The 22,502-nt window shown below is 34.8% G+C and carries 18 protein-coding genes, 2 tRNA genes and 1 pseudogene; 17 read left to right on the plus strand and 4 right to left on the minus strand.

Features of this window, described 5'->3' with window-relative positions; translation table 11 throughout:
* Nucleotides 1-48: 48 nt before the first annotated feature.
* The gene (locus AC5LXV_RS08740; RefSeq protein ID WP_493466167.1) at nt 49-972 is read right to left on the minus strand and encodes a heme/hemin ABC transporter substrate-binding protein; all 924 of its coding nucleotides are present in this window, start codon (nt 970-972) and stop codon (nt 49-51) included.
* A 182-nt stretch (nt 973-1,154) separates the two neighbouring features.
* On the opposite strand from AC5LXV_RS08740, the pseudogene hutW reads away from it, so the two are divergent.
* The 9 genes and pseudogenes from hutW to mgtA all read left to right on the plus strand — a co-directional run.
* A pseudogene (gene hutW / locus AC5LXV_RS08745) lies at nt 1,155-2,459 on the plus strand (heme anaerobic degradation radical SAM methyltransferase ChuW/HutW); the annotation flags it as partial.
* A 125-nt stretch (nt 2,460-2,584) separates the two neighbouring features.
* The gene (gene hutX, locus AC5LXV_RS08750) at nt 2,585-3,085 is read left to right on the plus strand and encodes a heme utilization cystosolic carrier protein HutX (RefSeq protein ID WP_086358062.1); all 501 of its coding nucleotides are present in this window, start codon (nt 2,585-2,587) and stop codon (nt 3,083-3,085) included.
* Nucleotides 3,086-3,101: 16 nt separating this feature from the next.
* Complete coding sequence (locus AC5LXV_RS08755; RefSeq protein WP_493466168.1) at nt 3,102-3,740, plus strand: NAD(P)H-binding protein; 639 nt, start codon at nt 3,102-3,104, stop codon at nt 3,738-3,740.
* A 21-nt stretch (nt 3,741-3,761) separates the two neighbouring features.
* Nucleotides 3,762-4,748, plus strand: a complete 987-nt coding sequence (locus AC5LXV_RS08760) for a FecCD family ABC transporter permease (RefSeq protein WP_493466169.1) — start codon at nt 3,762-3,764, stop codon at nt 4,746-4,748.
* A 16-nt stretch (nt 4,749-4,764) separates the two neighbouring features.
* Nucleotides 4,765-5,538, plus strand: coding sequence for a heme ABC transporter ATP-binding protein (locus tag AC5LXV_RS08765; protein WP_493466170.1), 774 nt, complete (start codon nt 4,765-4,767; stop codon nt 5,536-5,538).
* An 86-nt stretch (nt 5,539-5,624) separates the two neighbouring features.
* The gene (zntB, locus tag AC5LXV_RS08770) at nt 5,625-6,626 is read left to right on the plus strand and encodes a zinc transporter ZntB (RefSeq protein ID WP_493466171.1); all 1,002 of its coding nucleotides are present in this window, start codon (nt 5,625-5,627) and stop codon (nt 6,624-6,626) included.
* A 452-nt stretch (nt 6,627-7,078) separates the two neighbouring features.
* Nucleotides 7,079-7,432 carry a GNAT family N-acetyltransferase gene (locus AC5LXV_RS08775; RefSeq protein ID WP_493467984.1) on the plus strand — a complete coding sequence of 118 codons (354 nt, stop codon included), beginning with the start codon at nt 7,079-7,081 and terminating at the stop codon, nt 7,430-7,432.
* A gap of 15 nt (nt 7,433-7,447) precedes the next feature.
* Nucleotides 7,448-9,340 (plus strand): DNA topoisomerase III, encoded by a 1,893-nt coding sequence (locus tag AC5LXV_RS08780; RefSeq protein ID WP_493466172.1) that lies wholly within the window; start codon nt 7,448-7,450, stop codon nt 9,338-9,340.
* A 1,793-nt stretch (nt 9,341-11,133) separates the two neighbouring features.
* Nucleotides 11,134-13,842: a magnesium-translocating P-type ATPase gene (gene mgtA / locus AC5LXV_RS08785; RefSeq protein WP_493466173.1), complete on the plus strand. Its 2,709-nt coding sequence runs from the start codon at nt 11,134-11,136 to the stop codon at nt 13,840-13,842.
* 365 nt (nt 13,843-14,207) lie between these two features.
* On the opposite strand, the gene AC5LXV_RS08790 is transcribed toward mgtA, so the two are convergent.
* Nucleotides 14,208-14,423, minus strand: coding sequence for an HP1242/YdcH family protein (locus tag AC5LXV_RS08790; protein ID WP_110433717.1), 216 nt, complete (start codon nt 14,421-14,423; stop codon nt 14,208-14,210).
* Between the two features lie 102 nt (nt 14,424-14,525).
* Here AC5LXV_RS08790 and AC5LXV_RS08795 point away from each other — a divergent pair, with 102 nt between their 5' ends.
* Entirely contained in the window at nt 14,526-16,043 is a 1,518-nt protein-coding gene (locus tag AC5LXV_RS08795) for a helicase HerA-like C-terminal domain-containing protein (protein WP_493466174.1), read from the plus strand.
* Between the two features lie 47 nt (nt 16,044-16,090).
* Complete coding sequence (locus tag AC5LXV_RS08800; RefSeq protein ID WP_493466175.1) at nt 16,091-17,179, plus strand: AI-2E family transporter; 1,089 nt, start codon at nt 16,091-16,093, stop codon at nt 17,177-17,179.
* Between the two features lie 23 nt (nt 17,180-17,202).
* Here the strand turns inward: AC5LXV_RS08800 and bcp are convergent, their stop codons facing one another.
* Together bcp and hemL are read right to left on the minus strand one after the other, a co-directional pair.
* Nucleotides 17,203-17,676 carry a thioredoxin-dependent thiol peroxidase gene (gene bcp, locus AC5LXV_RS08805; protein WP_493466176.1) on the minus strand — a complete coding sequence of 158 codons (474 nt, stop codon included), beginning with the start codon at nt 17,674-17,676 and terminating at the stop codon, nt 17,203-17,205.
* Nucleotides 17,677-17,745: 69 nt separating this feature from the next.
* Entirely contained in the window at nt 17,746-19,038 is a 1,293-nt protein-coding gene (gene hemL, locus AC5LXV_RS08810) for a glutamate-1-semialdehyde 2,1-aminomutase (RefSeq protein ID WP_493466177.1), read from the minus strand.
* A gap of 157 nt (nt 19,039-19,195) precedes the next feature.
* On the opposite strand from hemL, the gene erpA reads away from it, so the two are divergent.
* From erpA to ulaA, 6 genes are all read left to right on the plus strand, one after another.
* Entirely contained in the window at nt 19,196-19,534 is a 339-nt protein-coding gene (erpA, locus tag AC5LXV_RS08815) for an iron-sulfur cluster insertion protein ErpA (protein ID WP_110433712.1), read from the plus strand.
* A 200-nt stretch (nt 19,535-19,734) separates the two neighbouring features.
* Nucleotides 19,735-19,822, plus strand: a tRNA-Leu gene (locus tag AC5LXV_RS08820).
* Between the two features lie 17 nt (nt 19,823-19,839).
* A tRNA-Gly gene (locus AC5LXV_RS08825) sits at nt 19,840-19,915 on the plus strand.
* A gap of 491 nt (nt 19,916-20,406) precedes the next feature.
* Complete coding sequence (locus AC5LXV_RS08830) at nt 20,407-20,871, plus strand: PTS sugar transporter subunit IIA (RefSeq protein WP_493444565.1); 465 nt, start codon at nt 20,407-20,409, stop codon at nt 20,869-20,871.
* Complete coding sequence (locus tag AC5LXV_RS08835; protein ID WP_493444566.1) at nt 20,864-21,154, plus strand: PTS sugar transporter subunit IIB; 291 nt, start codon at nt 20,864-20,866, stop codon at nt 21,152-21,154. Before AC5LXV_RS08830 ends, AC5LXV_RS08835 begins: the two co-directional genes overlap by 8 nt.
* A 17-nt stretch (nt 21,155-21,171) precedes the next feature.
* Complete coding sequence (gene ulaA / locus AC5LXV_RS08840; protein ID WP_493466178.1) at nt 21,172-22,431, plus strand: PTS ascorbate transporter subunit IIC; 1,260 nt, start codon at nt 21,172-21,174, stop codon at nt 22,429-22,431.
* The last annotated feature ends 71 nt before the right edge of the window (nt 22,432-22,502 follow it).

Here is a 22,502-nt window from a genome sequence, read left to right on the forward strand (position 1 = left end):
TCAATTGATAAAAATATTATTAAAATAGAGAAATTACCTAATGTAGTTTTATTCAGGGTAAAAGCCGTTAAACAGTTTACTTACTACCTCAAAAACTCTCGGTCCAATTCCAAATAAATAGCTATCATCGATAATGACAATGCCATGGTTTTTATATGCATCTGTTTCGGTAATACCTGGAATGGTATTAATTTTGTCAAAGCCACCTAGCTCTTCGATTGAATGGGTAGTTAAAATGATAACTTCGGGATTCATAGCAATTAGTGATTCAGTAGTATAAGTTCTAACACTATTATGTGTCGCTAGATTCTCACCACCGGCGATGGTAATTAATGCATCGATAGTAGTGTTTTTTCCTGCTATGAAAATGTTTCCTCCCATATTCATGATGCATAAAACTTTGGGTTTTTGCCGACGAGTAGCAGTTCTGTTTTGGATTTGCGAAAGATTATTTTGGATTCGCTTAATCAATTCTTGTCCTTCCTTTGGTCTATCTAATTTAGTGGCAATTTTACTGATGTTTTCATATAGCAAATCTACTGTACTTGGTACACGTTTCAGTGTTAAAACGTCGACTTTTGCTTGGGAAATTTGTTTCAGTACGTTAGCGATTTCCGCATCATCAAAACTAATAACCAAAGAGGGCGTGAGGGATAAAACTGATTCAATATTTAACAATTTTACATTACCAACTTGTGGTAATTGAGTAACTTGTTTTGGATATCGACTGTTACTATCCACACCAACGATATCTTCTCCAGCACCAAGGGCAAAAACGATTTCTGTCAAAGCACCACCTGCAACAACAATTCTTTCATTTGCTGAGCTGAAATTGATTAGGCTATTTAGGCTAAAGAGCAACAAAAATAACCACATTTTGTTTATGAAATTTTTATTTATCACTTGATTTGTCGACCACAATTTTAAATCAGATAGAACAATATAATGAAAATGATTATCATTATCAACCATAAAAAGTAGAGTTATTGAATAATATTTTTCAAAAAAAACACACAAGTTTAGGATGGAAATTGAACAGTTATTAAATAAATATTTAGTTCAAGATAAATAAACAGCAAAAAAATTAAAAAAATATTGATAAATGATAATAATTATTATTTAATTCACCGAGATTATTTTTATGAATGGATGTTATGAAATCATTTGATGTAAGTGCGTTTTACGCTTCAAATTCAGTTTTACCTTTTAAAAATCGTTGGGCAGTGATGCCATTACAAGCAAGCCTACCAGTACCACCGCAAGAACTAGAGCAGCAATGGAGTATCCTGCAAAATTCAGATTTGTCTGGAAAAAAACGACTGATCTACATACATATTCCTTTTTGTGATATTCATTGTCAATTTTGTGGATTTTATCAAAACCCATTAAAAAAATTTGATACCAAAACTTATATTGATTACTTATTACAAGAAATATCCCTCGAAATCAATAATAAGGCTATGCAATCGGCACCAATTCACGCTATTTATTTTGGTGGTGGAACACCTTCTGCGTTAGCGGCAGGACAATTAGCACGAGTAATAAGTTATTTTAAACAGCATGCGCCATTAGCGCCTGATTGTGAAATTACGGTCGAAGGGCGAATTTCTGATTTTGATGAAGATAAAATTGATAGTTATATTGAAGCTGGTGCAAATCGTTTTTCGATAGGTATTCAAACCTTCAATACCGCAATTAGACAACGATTAGGACGCCAATCATCAGAAAAAGAGATTATTGAAGGTTTTGAACGCATTGCTGCGCGAGATAGTGTGGCATTAGTTTGTGACCTGATGTTTGGCTTACCTAACCAGACACCGGCTACTTGGCAAAGAGATTTAGAAATTGCTGATCAATTACCACTTGATGGGGTTGATCTTTATTCTTTAAATCTCTTGCCGACAACTCCATTAGCTAAAGGGGTGGAGAATAATCGAATCGCGATCCCATCGGTTACTGATAAGTGCAATTTTTACCATCAAGGTGCTGAATATTTAGCTAAACAAGGTTGGACCCACTTAACTAATGCTCATTGGGCAAAAACCAGTCGCGAACGAAATTTATATAATTTTCTGATAAAACAGGGCTCTCACTTTTTTGGATTCGGTTCATGTGCTGGTGGAAAGCTAGACGGACAATCTTTTATGATCCATCGAGATTTGAGTCAATATTATGCTCTATTAGACCAAGGTAAAAAGCCGTTGATGATGTTAACCGGTAAACCTTTAGTGGGTGACTGGTTGCATAAATTACAAGCTGGTATAGAAAAAGGGCGAGTAGATTTAACGCAATTAACCAATCAAGCTGAACTCTTTGACCCACTTATCAAGCAATGGCATGAAGTCGGTTTGCTGCAAAATGAAGATCGTTGTTTACGCCTAACTTTATCAGGACGTTTTTGGTCGAGTAATATAGTTCAAGCATTGCAGCAATTGTTATTGCAACTTAATAATCCAGAACATATCGAATTACAACAGAAGATGGCCCAAGCTAGACAAGCCATGCAACAAGGTAATGGTATGCCTAAATCTCATCCACATATGCAAAACATCCAAGTAAAAACAAAAAATTAAAGGAAATTACTATGGCAGAAAAACAAACCCTTTTAGATAACCTTGCAGCTTATATGCAATCTAATCCAGAAGAACTGTTAGAAAAAATCGCTCAAGATCATAAAGTCACGCTAACACAAGTAATCCAAGCAATACCGGATGCTAAAATTGTTGATGGTAGCCATTTTGATGAAATTTGGCAAGAAGTAACCACTTGGGGTGATGTGTTATTTTTAGTTCATACTGGTGACGTTATTGCTGAAATATCAGGTGAATTACCACCGGGAACACATAGCCAAAAATACTTTAATTTACGTCATCAAAAAGGGTTAAGCGGTCATATCAAAGCAGAACATTGTCAATATATTGCATTTATCGAAAGAAAATTTATGAAAATGTCGACTGCTTCAATGATTTTCCTTAACCATTTAGGTCAATCCATGTTTAAAATTTTCGTTGGCCGTGATGAAAAGCATCAATTAAAAGCCGATCAGCTAGAAAAATTTAGAGCGTTAGCCAAAAAAATTAATTAATTTGAAGAATAATAACATGAAAACAGTAATTATTTTTGGTGTTAGCGCCAAGTTAGGAACTGGTTATCAAGTATCGCAATTAATCAAACAATGCCACCCAGAGTGGCGTTGTATTGCTTTAGTCCGCGATGCTGACTTTGCAAAACAATTAGCTCAACAAAATATTGAAACCTATGTAGGTGATGCAACCGATATTGAATTAGTCAAGGAAATCGGCAAGCAAGCTGGTTGTGATGCAACCATTATTTCAACTTTGGGTGGCGAAACCGGCAATTATATTGCGCAGCGTAATATCATTGATTGCGCAGAACAAGTAGGAATCAAACAAATGGTATTGGTGACCTCACTTGGTTGTGGTGATTCATGGTCAACCTTATCCTTACGAGCTAAACAAGCATTTGGTAATGCGGTGCGCGAAAAATCCTTGGCTGAAGTTTGGTTACAAACGAGTACCTTGAATTATGTCATCTTAAGACCCGGCGGTTTACGTGATGGCGAACTAACCAATAACGGTCAATGCTATTTTGCTCAAGAAGTTCACGGTTTCGTATATCGTAAAGAATTAGCCAAAATAATCATGGATAAAATTGCAAATCAACAATTTGATAATCGTGCATATAGCGTTGTTGACCCAAGCCTTACGGTAAATTATTAATTAAATTTATGAGGTTAATCGGTGCGCAAATCTAGTCCACAAATATTGTTATTGGGATTATTCGCTTTATTGTTAATCTTAATAATCTATTCAGCAAACTCGGGAGCATTAAAATTATCCTTTACTCAATTAATGAGTATGTCATTTGATGATCCTCTATGGAATATTTGGTGCAATATCCGATTACCTAGAATTATACTCGCGGTAGTGGTTGGCATGGCATTATCGAGTGCTGGCGCTGTTATGCAGGGATTATTCAGAAATCCTTTAGCCGATCCGGGTTTATTAGGTATTAGCAGTGGCGCAAGCCTTATGGTGGGTATAACAATCTTATTTCCTGCTGTTTTTCCGCCGATTATGATGCTTTATGGCAAAATGGTAGCAGCTTTTGCCGGTAGTTTATTTATTTGCTTTTTGATCTATCTTTATAGTCTTAATGAGCAATGCAACCTTGCGAAAATGATTCTGTTAGGTGTAGCGATTAATGCCATCATTGGCGCAGTAATGGGCGGACTTAGTTACATCAGTGATGAGTCACAATTACGTCAACTTTCGTTATGGTCAATGGGACATTTAGGTAAAGGGTCTTGGGATCTGGTATTCGTATCTATTTCTTTAATTTTTCCTGCACTATTTGGCGTCATCAAACTGGCTCATCAGCTCAACATATTACAACTTGGCGATGAAGATGCCCATTACTTAGGTATCAATGTTGAACGTATTAAACGTTATCTCTTATTACTTTGTGCCGTGTTAATTGGTACCTCAGTGGCGGTGAGTGGCATTATTGCTTTTGTTGGTTTAGTTGTTCCTCATATGATTCGTTTACAAATCGGTGCCAATCATAAATGGTTAATACCGGGTTCGGCACTTGGTGGCGCATGTTTGCTCTTATTAGCAGATACTTTAGCGAGAACATTGGTCGCGCCAACTGAAATCCCTGTTGGTCTTTTAACCAGTTTAATTGGTGGCCCATATTTTCTTTGGCTTATTCTAAGACATAAATAACGCATGGAGATTTATTGTGTTAACCGCTAAAAATTTAACCTTTGGTTATGGCAGTCGCATGATCATTAATGATGTATCTTTATCAATAAATGCCGGCGAAATTGTTATTATCATCGGTCCTAATGGCGCTGGTAAGTCGACCTTATTGCGTCTATTAACTGGTTATCAAAAACCGCTATCAGGTGAGTGTTATTTACAAGGTCGTCCAGTATCACAGTGGCCACAAAAGCAATTGGCAAAAATAAGAACCGTAATGCTGCAACAAAGCCAACTTACTTTTCCATTTAAAGTAAAAGAAGTGATTGCAATGGGGCGAGCACCTTATGGGAAAATACATTTTGATCAATCAATTCATGAAGTGATGGTTCAAACCGATTGTTTGCAATTTGCCGACCGAGATTATCGAGGTTTATCCGGTGGCGAACAACAAAGAGTTCAATTGGCTAGAGTTTTAGCCCAATTATGGCAACCTGAACCGAATGAAAAATTACTGTTTTTAGATGAACCTACCTCGGCGCTTGATCTCTACCATCAACAACATACTTTACGCTTATTGAAGCAATTAGCAGTTAAGCAGCAATTAGCTGTGTGTTGCATCTTGCATGATCTGAATTTAGCTGCTTTATATGCTGACAAAATAATTTTGGTTAACCAAGGAAAAATTGTTGAACAAGGGGCACCAACCGAGGTGTTAACGGTTGAAAATATCCATCGATGGTATGGTGTTGAAATCGGTATTTTTAATCATCCACATCATACATCGATACCACAAATTTATTTGAACCCTTAAATATTAAAACTAGAAAATCATTGATGCGCTGCATTTTTGCTCAAAATCAGTATATAATTAAACAAACTTAACCAATGGGGCTGATGATGAGTAATGAAAATAGCAATAATTCTATTTTGGTGTCAGATCTACTTGCAGCACAACCTGTTTTTAGTTGTCAATTGGATGGCAAAGGTAAAGCTAATCCTTTGAATGAAAAAACTGAAGTTTCAGTCAAACAACCTTATTGGATACATCTTGATTTTGCCAACAGTGAAACCATTAATTGGATTAATCAAACCAATCTCATTCCTGATCTTGTCAAAAATGAGTTAATCAAACCGAATCAATTTCCCAAAGAAATTCGTTGTGATTCCGGTATTTTAGTGGTGCTTAAAGGGGTTAACTTTACACCAAATGAGTTACCCGATCCGATTGTCACTTTCCGTTTTTATATTACGGATAATTTCATTATTTCGACTAGACACCAAAAAATTGATGCCATCATCAAACTAAAAGAAAATTTAGAAAAAGGAATTGGTCCGGTAGATGTCGCTGATTGGCTAATTCAACTCTCAGAATTAATTTGTGATCAGGTCAATTTATCTTTTGACAGTGTGCATAATAAAATTATTAAGTTGGAAGATTTATTACTCAATCAACGAATTTTTTCGCATAAAGAAATCGGTCGAGTTCGTAAACAACTCTTCATATTAAGGCGTTTACTTTCACCGCAACGCGATATTTTTGTCAAAATATCGACGGAAAGAATTTCTTGGATCGATGACAACGACCGCCAGCGATTACATGATATCTCAAATCAACAAAATCACTATGTGTCTGAAATTGATAGTTGCCTGATTAGAATTGGTTCACTAATGGAACAAATTAATAGTATTTTGGCTGAATCTACCAATAAACGCATCTATTTAATGTCGCTCTTTACAATTATTTTCACGCCAATTACTTTTATTACTAGCTTGCTAGGTGTTAATTTGGCCGGGATCCCTTTCAATGAAAAAGAGTGGTCTTTTGTAGGCTTAATATTATTGTTGATTGTTATTAGTATCGTTTCTGTAGTATGGCTTAAACTAAAAAAATGGTGGTAAAAGCGTTAAATTTAAAAATCAGACGATATTTTGATATACATTCCTGAATTAATAGATTAACAAGCGGTTTAACTGCTATCTCAGGTTATACAGCAAACATTTATTTTGTTTGTTGGCAAGCAAATATCGAGTATCTGATACTAATAATCTATTGCCACCAAGTTCAGTTATAATTAAAATTGGTCGCTTATTTTGATTAGCTGGTCAGCCAAATTAGGATGAGCTTTGTAAGCTTGTAAAAGTAGATGGCGATGATGTGTAACTTCTTATTTTTATTGATAAAAAGTGGCAAAACAAGATTGAAACTCTATATTGCAACAATGATAAGAAAATGAACCATTATTATTGCTATCCATTATGCTTTTTGATAGCCAAAAACTAAACTTAATAGTTTAAAATTATCCTAAAGTTAGCAATTAAACGTAATTGATGAAAAAATGTATTAGCAAATAATAAAACTTAGACGCGTTAAACAGTGGTATAAAGATTTTAATTCATCCAATGATATGGGAAAATCCGGATTAGAATTTATTATTTTGATAGATAATGTTATTGTTTGTGGAGCATCATCTTATTTAATCCATATCGATAATAACAATAATTTTGAAATTAAAGTCGCTACCTACGCGCAGAATATAGCTAAACAACTTACACTGATATGCGCGGTAATGTTAATTTTAGCTTGGGTAGTGCGGCAGATAACAGCTTACTGCGCTATAGATAACCTAACGACGGTAAAACTTATTAGTCAGTTAGATTTAACTTTGGATATACCTTATCAAACCTATGTCGTTTGCAACTTATGAATACTATTAATGATTATGCCAACTAACCAATCATATCGTCTATTTATCGCCGAAAAGCCTAGCTTAGCACGAGCTATTGCTGATGTTTTGCCGAAACCTCACCAAAAGGGGAATGGGTTTATCAAAGCTGGCAATGGTGATATTGTTAGTTGGTGTATAGGGCATTTATTGGAACAAGCAACTCCGGAAATATATGATGAACGTTATAAAAAATGGACATTAGATGATTTACCGATTGTTCCTGAAAAATGGATTTTGTTGCCGAAAAACAGTACTCAGAAACAATTTAATATTTTAGTGGAATTAATCAAATCAGCCGATCAAATTGTTCATGCAGGTGACCCTGATAGAGAAGGGCAGCTGTTGGTAGATGAAGTACTCAATTATTGTCAGTTGCCCACGGAAAAACGCAAAAAAATTCAACGTTGTTTAATCAGTGATTTAAATGCTAGCGCAGTTGAAAAATCACTGGAAAAATTAAGAAATAATCAAGATTTTATCCCGTTGTCGACCTCGGCATTAGCTAGAGCTCGAGCTGATTGGTTATATGGCATGAACATGAGCCGTGTCTGCACGCTCGCAGGACAACGTAGCGGTTATCGCGGAGTTCTCTCCATTGGCCGAGTCCAAACACCTATTTTGGGTTTAGTGGTTAGGCGGGATTTAGAGATTGCCCAATTTGTTCCTAAACCTTTTTATGAAGTCTATGCCATATTGCAAACCAAACATAATGAAACCTTTAAAGCAAAATGGCAACCAAGCGAGGCTTGTGCCCCTTATCAGGATGAGGAAGGTCGAGTATTAGTTAAAGCATTAGCCGAAAATGTATGCCAACGAATTCAAGGTCAGACCGGCATTATTAATAAAGTTAGCAATAAAAAGAAAGAGCTAGCGCCACCGATGCCATTTAATTTGTCTGCGTTACAAATTGAAATGGCGAAACGCAATAGTCTAAGTGCCCAAGAAGTACTTGATATTTGCCAATCACTATATGAAAAGCATAAGTTAATTACTTATCCTCGCTCTGATTGTCGTTTTCTGCCTGAAGACCATTTAAAACAGATTCAAGGTGTAAAATCAGCGATTGAAAGTAATTGCCCAGAATTGCAAACTGCTATTAATAATGCTGATTTCGCCTTACGTTCTAAAGCCTGGAATGATAAAAAAGTAGAGGCTCATCATGCGATTATCCCAACGTTGCGTAAAGTTAATATGGATAGTTTATCCAGTAAGGAGCAAGCTGTATATCAAGTGGTTGCGACACAATATTTAGCCCAATTTTATCCCGCTTATAAATATGCTGAATTACAGATTGATGTTGATATAAGTGGTGGAAAATTTATCTCGAAAGCCAATCAGATGTTAAATGAAGGTTGGAAAGTACTGTTCAGAAGCAAAAATTATCAAACTGACAACGAAGCAGATAGCAACGAGAATAATGGCTTATTAACGAAACTGGTTAAAAAAGGCGAATCAGTCCAATGTACTGATACTGAGTTACTTAGTAAAGAAACTCAGCCACCCAAATATTTTACCGATGCCACCTTATTGTCAGCTATGACAGGTATTGCAAGATTTGTTAAAGATCCAGAAATTAAAAAAATACTACGCGAAACAGATGGCCTAGGTACCGAGGCAACACGAGCAGGTATCATTGAGCTGTTATTTAAACGCCAATTTTTAACGCGACAAGGTAAAACTATCCGTGCAACACAAATTGGAAAAAATTTAATTACATCATTACCCGAAAGTGTCTCAATGCCAGATATGACCGCGCATTGGGAGTTACAACTTGAGGAAATTAGTAAAAAAGAGTTCAGTTATCAACAATTTATGTATCAACTAAATTCCTCTCTACTCACATTGATCGAACAGTTAAAAAATTCACGATTGAAAATACAATCCTGATCCCCACTTAACAATAACCGTATAAACGATATGGCAATTATCTAAGTCTTGTTAATCATCAATTATAAATAGTAATTTTTATATTGATTATCGACGCTATGCTTGTAATTTTGCTTCTCGATTAGTAAGAGATCTCTACTTTGACAGTTAATCAATATATTTACCAAGACTTTATTTTCTTTTTTAAGTATAAATTTATTATTTAATGTGTAGCTTAAATTTCCTGTAAAATAATGCAGAATCGAAACTGAGAGGTGAGCATTATTGAGAATAATCATAGTTAATTTAGCGCAGATAAATGCTTTCGACATATTTCAATTTCAGTCAGTTAAAAACAATTGAGAATTCTATAGCGTAAGGCTGTCTTTATTGAAAATAATTAGAGCGCTAATTCAGTGAATGATAGATGCTTTCAAAATATTTTTAATATCAGTAAGTTAAAAATTTTGTAAATATCATTAAGAATTTTATAGCGTAAGGTGATTTTTAGTGATGTTAATTAAAAAGTTAATTCATTGTTGATAAATACTTTCGATATCTTTTAATATCATAAAGTAAAATATCTGTAAAGATAATTAAGAGTTCTATATCGTAATACGGTCTTTATTGAAGATAATTAAAGTGTTAATTCAGTGATGATAAATGCTTTTAACATATTTTTAATATCATTAAGTTAAAAATTTTGTAAATATCATTAAGAATTCTATAGCGTAAGGCGATCTTTATTGAAGATAATTAAAGCGTTAATTTACTGAAGATAAATGCTTTCGATATCTTTTAATTTCAGTCATTTAAAAATAATTAAGAATTCCATAGCGTAAGATGATTTTTATTGATGTTAATTAAGAAGTTTATTCATTATTGATAAATACTTTCAACATCTTTTAATATCATTAAGTTAAAAATTTTGTAAATATAATTAAGAATTTTATAACGTAAGGCATTCTTTATTTTGAATAATTAGATAGTTAATTCTGATAGATTAATTCCGATAGATTAATTTATCGGTATTTTTCCTTGCGTGAAGTAAGTTTGTAACTATTTATTGAAAATTGTCAGTATTAATTAGCGTAAACATAATCTAAACCGTGTCAGGTTAACCCTCAAACTTGGTAAATAACTAGGGGTGGTTAACTGTTGCGATAAACATCATCGAAAACAGTTATTAATTGTATATGAACTCATATCATTAGTGCTGTTTTTAGTCATTTACACCACTATTTTTAGGTAATTAGTTGACTTTTGGGGGACAAAAGCGTATAAAGTCCACGCTTTTGAGCTTTTCTTATTTTTTTAACGATAAAAGGTGGTTAAAAATGAGGGTTAAGAAAAGTTGAAATACAAAGTGATGAGTTCAATTTACAGGAGAAATATGGACACTCAATCGGGTCACCCCAAAATTTGGGGAGATAAATTCAAACACATCATTATCGGTTAATGAACCTGTCTAAATAGTCATTTTTTCAGTTCACGAGCCGAAATTGATAAAAACGGTAACGGTGAACGATATGCAGTTTTCTACACGCTATCACACAAACTCAAAACATCATTGTGCTCATAAAGTACTTTTACGAGTATTGTATCTTACTGATAAACATTTAGAGCCACCTAGTTGTATCTAATTCTTAATTAAACTTATTTTTCAATAATTTTATTACATGCCAAGCATTAGCTTTAATGGCTAGTTATTGCTTTGCGTTTAAATTTTGGTCAATTAAAACTTATTTATGCCTTGTTATGTTTAACTAAGGAATAGGTTTCTTTTGTCTAAAAAATATAGATAGGTACCAACTATGATTAAAAACACATCTAAAGTAAAGACAGAAAATACTTTAACTATAAAAGCACTCGAGGAAGCGCAAAACAGTCTAGATAACATTTTATCTAAATTTCAATCAAGCCTTTCGGGTTTAACCCAAGAAAATGCCAAATCAAGATTGGAACAATATGGTAAAAATGAAGTAGCTCGGGAAAAAGTTCCTTCGGCTTTTGTTCAGTTGTTATTAGCATTCAAAAATCCATTTATTTTTGTCTTATTGACATTAGCTATAGTTAGTTTTGTGACTGACTATTGGTTACCACTACAAAGTGGTGAAGAGACTGATCTAACAGGTATTGTTATCATTTTAACCATGGTAACATTAAGTGGTTTACTCCGTTTTTGGCAGGAGTTTCGCTCAAATAGAGCGGCTGAAGCACTCAAATCGATGATTCGAACCACAGCTACAGTTTTACGTCGGCCAAATAGAAATATGCCAGCTGAACATATCGAAGTGCCACTAAGTGATATTGTCCCCGGTGATATTGTATTTTTATCTGCCGGCGATATGATTCCTGCGGATATTCGCTTAATCGAATCAAGAGATCTATTTGTCAGCCAAGCAGTATTAACCGGTGAATCAATTCCAGTTGAAAAATACGATACCTTAGGTGCCGTATCACAAAAAACGTCAGAAGAGGTGAATCCATCTGAAATTAATAAAGATAATGTTCTTGATGTCAATAATATCTGTTTTATGGGTACCAATGTAGTCAGTGGCACTGCAAAAGCGATTGTTGTTGCTACCGGTGCAGATACGCATTTTGGTTCGTTAGCAAAATCTATTGTAGGTTCCAGAGCTGAAACTTCCTTCGATCGGGGCGTAAATAGCGTGAGTTGGTTATTGATTCGCTTCATGTTAGTAATGGTTCCGATTGTATTATTGATAAATGGTTTTACTAAAGGTGATTGGGGTGAAGCTGTATTATTTGCCTTAGCAGTGGCGGTTGGTTTAACGCCTGAAATGTTACCGATGATTGTTAGCGCCAATCTCGCCAAAGGTGCGGTAGGAATGGCAAAACGCAAAGTGGTGGTTAAAAGGTTAAACGCAATACAAAATTTTGGTGCGATGGATATTTTATGTACTGATAAAACCGGTACCTTAACCCAAGATAAAATTATTCTAGAACATCACTTAGACATTAACGGCCAAGTTGATCCATCGGTGTTACAACTGGCGTGGCTCAATAGTTACTATCAAAGTGGAATGAAAAACTTGATGGATAAAGCAATCATCCGTTTTGCTGAAGAAAAAACCAACGTTAAAAAAGTTGGTGTGGGTCTATATAGAAAAATTGATGAATTACCGTTTGATTTTGTTCGTCGTCGTTTGTCTGTAGTTGTGCAAGGCAATGATGATAATCACTTAATGATCTGTAAAGGTGCCGTTGAAGAAATGCTATCTATTTCGGATTTCGTTTATGAAAATGGTGAATATTTACCGTTGGATGAAAATCGCAAACAAGCATTGATTGAACTAGCCCACAACTATAATAAAGATGGTTTCAGAGTATTAGCGGTAGGTGTGAAAGAGATTTCAGGGTCACAAACTAAAACCCAATACAGTGTGCAAGACGAGAAAGCATTAGCCATTCGTGGATTTTTAACCTTCTTAGATCCACCTAAAGAGAGTGCTTATGAAGCAATTTCTGCTTTAAATGAACATGGAGTTGCGGTTAAAGTTTTAACCGGTGACAATGAAATTATTACGATTAAAGTATGCCGAGAAGTTGGTTTAGAACCCGGTATTCCTTTACTTGGCAGCGAAATTGAAAACATGGATGATGCTGAGTTAAAAGAGCAGATCGAACAACGCACTATTTTTGCTAAGTTAACTCCGTTACAAAAATCTCGCATAATTCGATTATTACAAGATAACGGTCATACAGTTGGTTTTTTAGGCGATGGTATCAATGATGCTCCAGCGTTACGCGATGCCGATGTTGGTATTTCGGTGGATACCGCAACGGATATTGCTAAAGAATCGGCCGATATTATTTTGCTAGAAAAAAGCTTAATGGTATTAGAAGAGGGGGTAATATGTGGTCGTGAAACTTTCGGCAATATTATGAAATACCTTAATATGACGGCTAGTTCTAATTTTGGTAATATTTTCTCGGTATTAGTTGCGAGTGCATTTTTACCATTCTTACCAATGTTGGCGATTCATCTGCTTATCCAAAACCTGCTATATGATATTTCACAATTATCATTACCTTGGGATAAGATGGATGAAGAGTTTTTACAAAAACCACGTAAATGGGATGCGCCAAATATTGGACGCTTTATGATCTGGATCGGCCCAACATCTTCCATTTTTGACATAACAACTTATGCATTAATGTGGTTTGTTTTTAGTGCTAATAGTGTAGCAGCTGAATCATTGTTCCATTCAGGTTGGTTTATCGAAGGGTTGTTATCCCAAACCTTAGTGGTTCATATGCTAAGAACACAAAAAATTCCATTTATTCAGAGCACGGCGGCATTCCCAGTGATTGTTATGACTATGCTAATTATGGCGGTGGGTATTTATATTCCATTTTCACCAATTGGCAGCTTAATTGGTCTTCAACCTTTACCATGGTCCTATTTCCCATGGTTGGTTGCAACATTATTGAGTTACTGTGTCGTTGCCCAAATAATGAAAAAGATTTACATCAAACGCTTTGGACAATGGTTCTAAAATAATAAACTTGATGTAAGTTATGCTTACATCATTAACTAAAAAAGTATAAATATTAAACTAATGTGTTATAGTGTTTAATTAAACATTATTGAAAACATCACGGATGATAATATTTATATAGCAACAAAACGCTTTAAATATCAATTTAAGGCGCATTTATATAACAACAAGAGGAGTAAAAAATGAAAACCCCACATAAAAATTTAATTACACTAATCAAAAACCGTAAATTAAAAAAAGCACAAGAAAAAGTGAATAAATAACGATTTGCCTAATGATTTGTGTAAAATTGCAATAAAATTAAACCCCATGACTTGGGGTTTTTCTCGCATAATAAAGATCGACAACGCTTAATTTAATAACTACGCCGAAGCTTTTTTCAAAATCTCATAAAGTTGATCTTTTAATTTTAGTTTCTGCTTTTTTAGATTCTCAATACTTTCTGAAGTATCAACAGCAATACCCGATTCAATGTTTTTAATTTTTTGATCAAGATCATTGTGTTCATCAAATAATTTTTGGAAACGCAAATCGGATTTTTTTAATTTAGAAATTAAGTCACGATATTCTGGAAACATACAGCCCCCTTACAAGATTAGTTAAAATAATAGCAGTTATTTCTAAATCAGCTTACAATATTCTTAATTGTTTTAATAGCAATTTTTGAATGGGAGATGTTTATGAGTGAAAAGATCGTTATTGCCAAAAGTGAAGGTAATGATTTATACATCCTTGCATCTTTGGCTAATCGCCATGGTTTAATTACTGGTGCAACAGGTACCGGTAAAACCGTAACCCTACAAAAAATGGCGGAAAAGTTTTCGCAAATCGGTGTACCAGTATTTCTTGCTGATGTAAAAGGTGATCTAACCGGCCTTGGTGAAAAAGGCGTATTATCGGAAAAATTACAATCACGGCTAGCAAATATTGGGGTAACTGATTGGTTACCTACGTCATCACCTTTAGAATTATGGGATGTATTTGGCGAAAAAGGTATTCCAGTTCGCAGTACGGTTTCTGATATTGGTCCGATTTTATTGGGACGACTCTTAAATCTAAACTACATTCAATCTGGTGTTTTACAATTAGTTTTTAAAATTGCTGATGATAATGGTTTATTATTACTCGATTTTAAAGATTTAAGGACTTTTATCCAATTTATTGGTGATAATGCTAAAAAATTTACTACTCAATATGGCAATATTAGTTCAGCAACAATAGGGGCAATTCAACGAGGATTACTTACTTTACAACAGCAAGGTGCAGAATTCTTCCTAGGTGAACCAATGTTCGATATTCATGATTTGTTGCAAACTAATGCAGAAGGTCGTGGAGTTATCAATATTTTATCCGCCAATAAATTATATAATTCCCCAAAATTATATTCAGTTTTCCTATTGTGGTTATTATCCGAACTGTTTGAACATTTACCGGAAGTAGGTGATCTTGATAAGCCTAAACTGGTATTCTTTTTTGATGAAGCGCATCTGCTTTTTAATGATATTTCCCCGGCTTTATTAGAAAAAATCGAACAAGTTGTTCGTCTAATTCGTTCTAAAGGGGTAGGTGTCTATTTTGCCACCCAAAGCCCAACCGATATACCTGAAACTATCCTTGGGCAATTAGGTAATCGCGTCCAGCACGCATTACGGGCATTTACCCCTAAAGATCAAAAAGCGGTTAAAGTTGCCGCCCAAACTATGCGAGCTAACCCAAATTTTGATACCGAAAAAGCTATCATGGAGCTTGGTGTCGGCGAGGCTCTTATTTCATTTTTAGATGAGAAGGGGCGACCGAATATCGTTCAACGAGGCATGGTCATTGCCCCAGGTTCTAAAATGGGACCAATGGATAGTGATAATCAGCTGTCGATCATTCATCAATCCCACTTTTATGACAAATATTCAACAACCATCGACCGTGAATCAGCCTACGAAAAACTCAAACAAGGTTTTACTATCAATACGGCCAATGATCAAAATCCAGCAGAAAGCAATTCAAAACCAAGCTCTACAAATCAAGATGAGCACGGTGGTGTAATGGATTTTTTAAGTTCAATTTTTTTTGGCAGGACTGGGTCAAAAGGCGGACAACATGACGGGATAGTTCAATCTGTTGCAAAAAGTGCAACTAGACAAATGGTTAATCAAATTGGCAGACAAATTACACGAGGGATCTTGGGTGGTTTTAAAAAATAAGTTAAATAACTAACAGATAAACGGCAAAAAAACTTAAGGAGTTATAGATGTTAAAATTGTTTATTGAATGGTACAAAAAACGCTTTAGCGATCCACATGTGGTATCGCTAATGATTGTTATCATTGTGTTATTTTTTATCATCTATTTCTTCAATAAAATTTTGCTGCCTATTTTAATTGCCATTGTTTTATCTTATCTGCTTGATAGACCGGTCAATTATCTACAACAAAAAAAAGTTCCGCATACATTAGCCGTCGTTATCGTGTTATTAGTGTTTATGTTAGTTGGTTTAGCTGGGATGATGATTTTACTTCCTTTGATTTGGCAACAAAGTGTTAGTTTAATTACTAATATTCCAACAATGTTGAATTTTGCCAACAAATTTATTACCTCTCTGCCTGAACATTATCCTGAACTTATTGATGTTGGATTATTTGATTCGATAATTCAAGGCATAACCAGTAAAGTGGTGCAAACCGGTAATTCATTATTACAGTTTTCAATTAGCTCTTTATTTGGTTTAGTTTCGGTGGTTATTAATGCTGTCTTAGTCCCGATTATTATGTTTTTCTTATTAAAAGATAAATCGAAAATATGGGGATATTGTTCTAAGGCTTTACCCAAAAATCGAACTATATTAAATAAAGTTGCTACCGAGATGGATCAACAAATATCGAATTACATCGTCGGTAATGTTTTACATATCATTATTTTATCGGTCTGTGTTTATATACCTTTTTGGTATTTCGGCTTGGATTATGGATTATTGTTAGCTGTTTTAGTTGGTCTTTCAGTGCTAATCCCCTACATTGGCATTATTATTTCCAGTATTCCGGTGGTGTTAATTGCGCTTTCGCAATGGGGTTTCACGGCGCAATTTAGTTATTTAATTTTCTTTTATATTCTTATTCAAGCTCTTGATGGTAATTTATTAGTCCCTTATCTTTTTTCTGAAAAACTTAATTTGCATCCATTAGTTATCATTGTAGCGGTAATCATTTTTGGCGGATTATGGGGATTTTGGGGCGTATTTTTTGCTATACCCTTAGCAACATTAGTTAAAGCAATTATTAATGCGTGGCCGAATTTGGAAGAGATAAATAATATAAAAAATGAAAAAAAGCAGATTAAATGATTAATCTGCTTTAATCTGAAAAATTAACTATTATTTTTTAGATAATCTAAAACAATAGTGTGATGGTTAGCTGTTTTAAAATCATCAAAAACTTTTTCGATCTTACCATCTTTATCGATCAAAAAACTTATGCGATGAATACCATCATAAGTTTTTCCCATAAATTCTTTTTCACCCCAAACGCCAAAGGCATCACAAGTTTTATGATCTTCATCTGAAAGTAGGGTAAAGTTTAATAATTCTTTATCAACAAAACGTGATAATTTTTCCGGTTTATCCGTACTAATACCAATAACAACTACATTATATTTTTTAAAATCATCAGCACTATCACGTAAGTTACACGCTTGTACTGTACAACCAGGCGTCATCGCTTTAGGGTAAAAATAGAGTAAAATACGCTGATCTTTAAACTCTTTTGAACTAATTAGCTCACCATCTTGGTCTGGTAGAGAAAATGGAGGTGCTTTGTCACCTTCTTTTAGTGGATTAACCATAAATTTAATACCTATGTTAATAGTTAAAATTTTAATCGATATGAGTATAATTTACTATATTTTATCAAGTTAACTTATGTTTCTAAAAAAACGGCTTGCTGCATCAATTGTTAGATCGATCTCTTTATCTGTGTGCATAAGTGACATGAAACCAGCTTCGAAGGCTGAAGGAGCAAAGTAAACACCTTCAGCGAGCATATGATGATAGAATTTTTTGAATAATTCAACATTACAATTCATTACATCCTTATAACTGCTCACTTCTAAAGCAGTTGTAAAGAAAAATCCAAACATTCCTCCTGCATGATTAACCACAAATGGTACATTAAAACGTCTTGCTGCAGACAATAGACCATTAACTAGTGTAGCGGTTTTCTCCTCTAATTCTTGATAAATACCTACATCCATCAATTTGGTCAAAGTGGTATAACCAGCCGCCATAGCTACTGGATTACCGGAAAGTGTTCCCGCTTGATAAATTGGTCCAGTTGGTGCCAATTGTTGCATGATTTCGCTTCGACCACCAAAAGCACCAACCGGCATACCACCACCGATAATTTTACCTAAGCATGTCAAATCTGGAATAACATCGTAATATTCTTGCGCGCCACCTAAGGCAACTCTAAAGCCAGTCATTACCTCATCAATAATTAATAAAGCACCATAATTATCACATAAACTTCTTAATCCTTGTAAGAATGACTTTTTAGCGGGAACACAGTTCATATTACCGGCAACGGGCTCAATGATAATCGCGGCTATCTCATCCGGAAACTGCTCAAATTGTTTTTTTACCGATTCTAAATCGTTATAATCACAGACTAAGGTATGTTTAACAAAATCTTGCGGTACCCCAGGAGAGGTCGGATGACCAAAAGTAAGTGCTCCAGAACCAGCTTTAACTAATAAATAATCCGCATGTCCATGATAACAGCCTTCAAATTTGATTATTTTGTCACGACCGGTATAGCCGCGGGCAAGGCGTATTGCACTCATGGTTGCTTCAGTACCTGAATTTACCATGCGTAGCATCTCTATAGATGGCATCAATTGAGTAACGAGGTTGGCCATTTTTGTTTCAATTTCGGTTGGTGCCCCATAGCTTAAACCTTTACGAACAGCATTAATCACAGCCTCTGCTACATCGGCATCATTATGACCTAAAATCATTGGCCCCCAAGATCCAACATAATCAATATATGCTTTTTCATCAACATCATAAATATAAGCACCATCAGCTTTTTCAATGAATAACGGTGTTCCACCAACTCCATTAAAGGCACGTACGGGCGAATTAACCCCTCCTGGCATTAAAGTTAATGCTTCGTGGTAAAGTTTTTCTGATTTAAATGTTTTAAGCATAATTATGGTCTTCTCTGTAGAAATTGTTGTCGTATTTATTCATAAAATTAACTTAAATTCAAGCAAGCCATACAAATTTAACTAATTGATGTTTTCATTTTGTATTTTCTTTTTTCAAGAGTATATAATATAAGAGTACTTAAAGTAGGAGAATAAAATGAGCGATGCCTTACCAATTAACTTTACTGATGCTGCTGCAAATAAAGTAAAAACGCTAGTAACCGAAGAAGAAAACCCGAATCTTAAATTACGAGTTTATATCACCGGTGGTGGGTGTAGTGGATTCCAGTATGGTTTTACCTTTGACGAAAAAGTTAATGAAGATGATCTAGCAATCGAAAAAAATGGTGTCTCACTTCTTATTGACCCTATGAGCCTACAATACCTTGTCGGTGGCACAATAGACTATGTTGAAGGATTGCAAGGTTCACGTTTTGTGGTAGATAACCCAAATGCAACCACCACTTGTGGTTGTGGTTCATCTTTCAGTGTTTAATCAACTCTTAATCGTTAATTAAATTTTCATTATTATTCATATTTAAACCAATTTTTGAGGGGGGGGATTAAAAATTCCCTCAAATGTGACAAACATTGAGCAGTTAAACAATTATTTTAAATTTTCTATTGACGTAAGATTTAAGATCGGTAAAATGCACAGCATCCAAAACGCAGTTACCTTTCGGAACTAAGTTTTGCGCCCGGGTGGTGAAATCGGTAGACACAAGGGATTTAAAATCCCTCGGCCTTTTTGGCCGTGCGAGTTCAAGTCTCGCCCCGGGCACCATTTAAAACACCTCTTATGCGGGAATAGCTCAGTTGGTAGAGCGCAACCTTGCCAAGGTTGAGGTCGCGAGTTCGAACCTCGTTTCCCGCTCCAATTTCAAATATCCAAAAATAATAAAAAATACTCTCGTTATTTTATCTAACATTTTCCTCGGAAAGATTATTGAAATATTATTAATGCTAAAATATTGGCGTGAATGATTTCGATTCCGTAGTCATATTGGTTTAGTAATTCTCTATTTTTGCTTATATTTAAACATAAAAAGTTCTCTAACATGGCGACGCTATTATTTTAATATCGTCTATGAATGTTAGTTATACTCAATTAATCGCCTCTTAGTTATAGATCATCAATCAATATCAAACGCCATTCAGCAAAATCTAGATAAATTTGACTGACCTGACTTTGGGTCTTTGGCAAGCAAATTTTTAATCATTAGCATCGACTATTTGTTTTTCCTTTTACGAATCACATTTTGTTTTTTATCAGTTTTTTACCAACAAAAAGTAACCCCAATAATCATTGTCTAATAGCAAGGCCTTCGTATAATCAAATCGAAATGGATTTTTTAAAGGAGAAAACCTTTGTTAACTAAACTTATCAAAGCTGCTTATATTCAACTTGATATTGAAGCCAGTAGCTTTGAGGAAGCAATAGAATTAGCGATGTCACCATTAGTTATCGATGAGGTGGTTACGACTGATTACGTCGATAAAGTTATCGCTATATTAAGGGAAATTGGTCCATATATCGTCATTACCAAAAATATTGCCATTCCTCATGCCCCATCGGAATCCGGCGCCAAGAAACTGGCCATAGGATTTACTAGATTGAAGAACGCTATTGTTTCAGGAAATTCAGCCAATGATCCAGTCAAGTTTTTGTTTAGCTTAAGTTCACCGACCGGAGACGATCATTTAACCGCATTATCAGAATTAGTATCTTTATTTAGTGATGAGCAATTTTTAGCTTTTATACAAGCTGTGAAAAAACCGCGTGATTTTATAGATTTTTTAGAAAACTTTGAGAGGAGTATCGAAAATGATTAAAGCATTAGTTGCCTGCCGTGCAGGAGTTGGGTCAAGTTTAATGTTAAAAATTAAATTGAATGAAGTTATCAAAGAAAATAGCTTTCCAATTGCTCTTGAACACTCTTCATTAGATGGTGTTCCTGGATTTAATGGTAAATATATCATTACGTTACCTGATGTAGCCGAAGATTTAGAAAAGAAGAGTCTTCCACAACGTATTATCGGAATCCAAAATATTATGGATAAAAACGAAATAAAAGAAAAATTAGAGTTTGCTCTTAAAGAAGATGGGTTAATTTAATTGATAAGAGGTCTAAAATGGATTTTATAATTAGTTTTCTTAGCACTCCAGCTGTTTTACTCGGCGTGGTTGCGTTTGTTGGCTTGTTAGCGCAAAAGAAACAGTGGGTAGAAGTTTTTACTGGCACATTTAAAACAACCATTGGTTTTTTAATTTTTAGTGCTGGTGGGGCGCTTATGACAAGTGCTCTACAAAATTTTAATAAATTATTTCAAGAAGGTTTCCATATCGTTGGCATCGTTGCATCACCAGAAGCAGCAGCGGGTATGGCGCAAACAGAATACGCTTTAGTGACTTCTGTTACGCTAATATTAGGTTTTGCAATGAATTTAGTTTTTGCCAGAATTACGCCGTTTAAAAATATCTTTTTCACCACTGGCCATAGTCTATTCTTTGCTTGTGTATTATCACTAATCCTAAAATCTTATGGTTTATCTAATACCGCCGCTATTTTAATCGGTGGAACGATTTTAGGTTTCGCGTCAAGTGCATTGCCGCAATTATGTCAACCATTTATGCGAAGAATTACTGGCAGTGATGTGCAAGCTATCGGTCATTTTAATATGTTCGGCTATGCACTTTCTGGTCTATTAGGCAAAGTATTTAGCAAATATAGCGACAAAACAACAGAAGATATTCATTTTCCTAAATGGTTATCTTTCTTCCGCGATTTCTTAATGGGCGTTGCAGTTGTTATGCTTGTCTTATTCTATATTTCAGCATTTAAAGCTGGCGAGACCTTTACTCAAGGATTAGCGGGTAAAGTACATTGGTTAGTATTTCCTTTCATTCAAGCATTTACTTTTACTGCAGGAATGTCAATTTTAATGACTGGTGTAAGAATGTTCTTAGCAGAAATCACATCTGCATTCGTCTCTATTTCTGAAAAATTCATACCAAACTCACGCCCAGCGTTGGATGTTCCAACTGTATTTCCTTTTGCACCAACGGCTGTAATTATCGGTTTCCTTTGTTCTTATGCGGCTGGTTTAGTTGGTGTAACCACAATGGTTGCATTGGATTTTCCAGTTGTCATTATTCCTGCCGCTCATATCTGTTTTTTCTCTGGCGGTACTGCAGGTGTATTTGGTAATTCAACCGGTGGTTGGCGTGGCGCTATGTTAGGTTCTTTTGTGGTTGGACTCTTATTAGCTTTTTTACCTACCGTTTTATATCCGATATTCGGCAATATGGGAATAGAAGGCTCAACCTTCCCAAATATAGACTACAACATTGTGGGTATTTTCTTAGAAAAAATACTTCGTTTCACCATGTAGTGTATAGCGGTTTGATTAAAGATGTTTTGAAAAATAGCTAATTTTTTCATAGCATTGAGTAAATAGAGGAA

The sequence above is a fragment of the Gilliamella sp. LMG 34359 genome, from assembly GCF_984569085.1.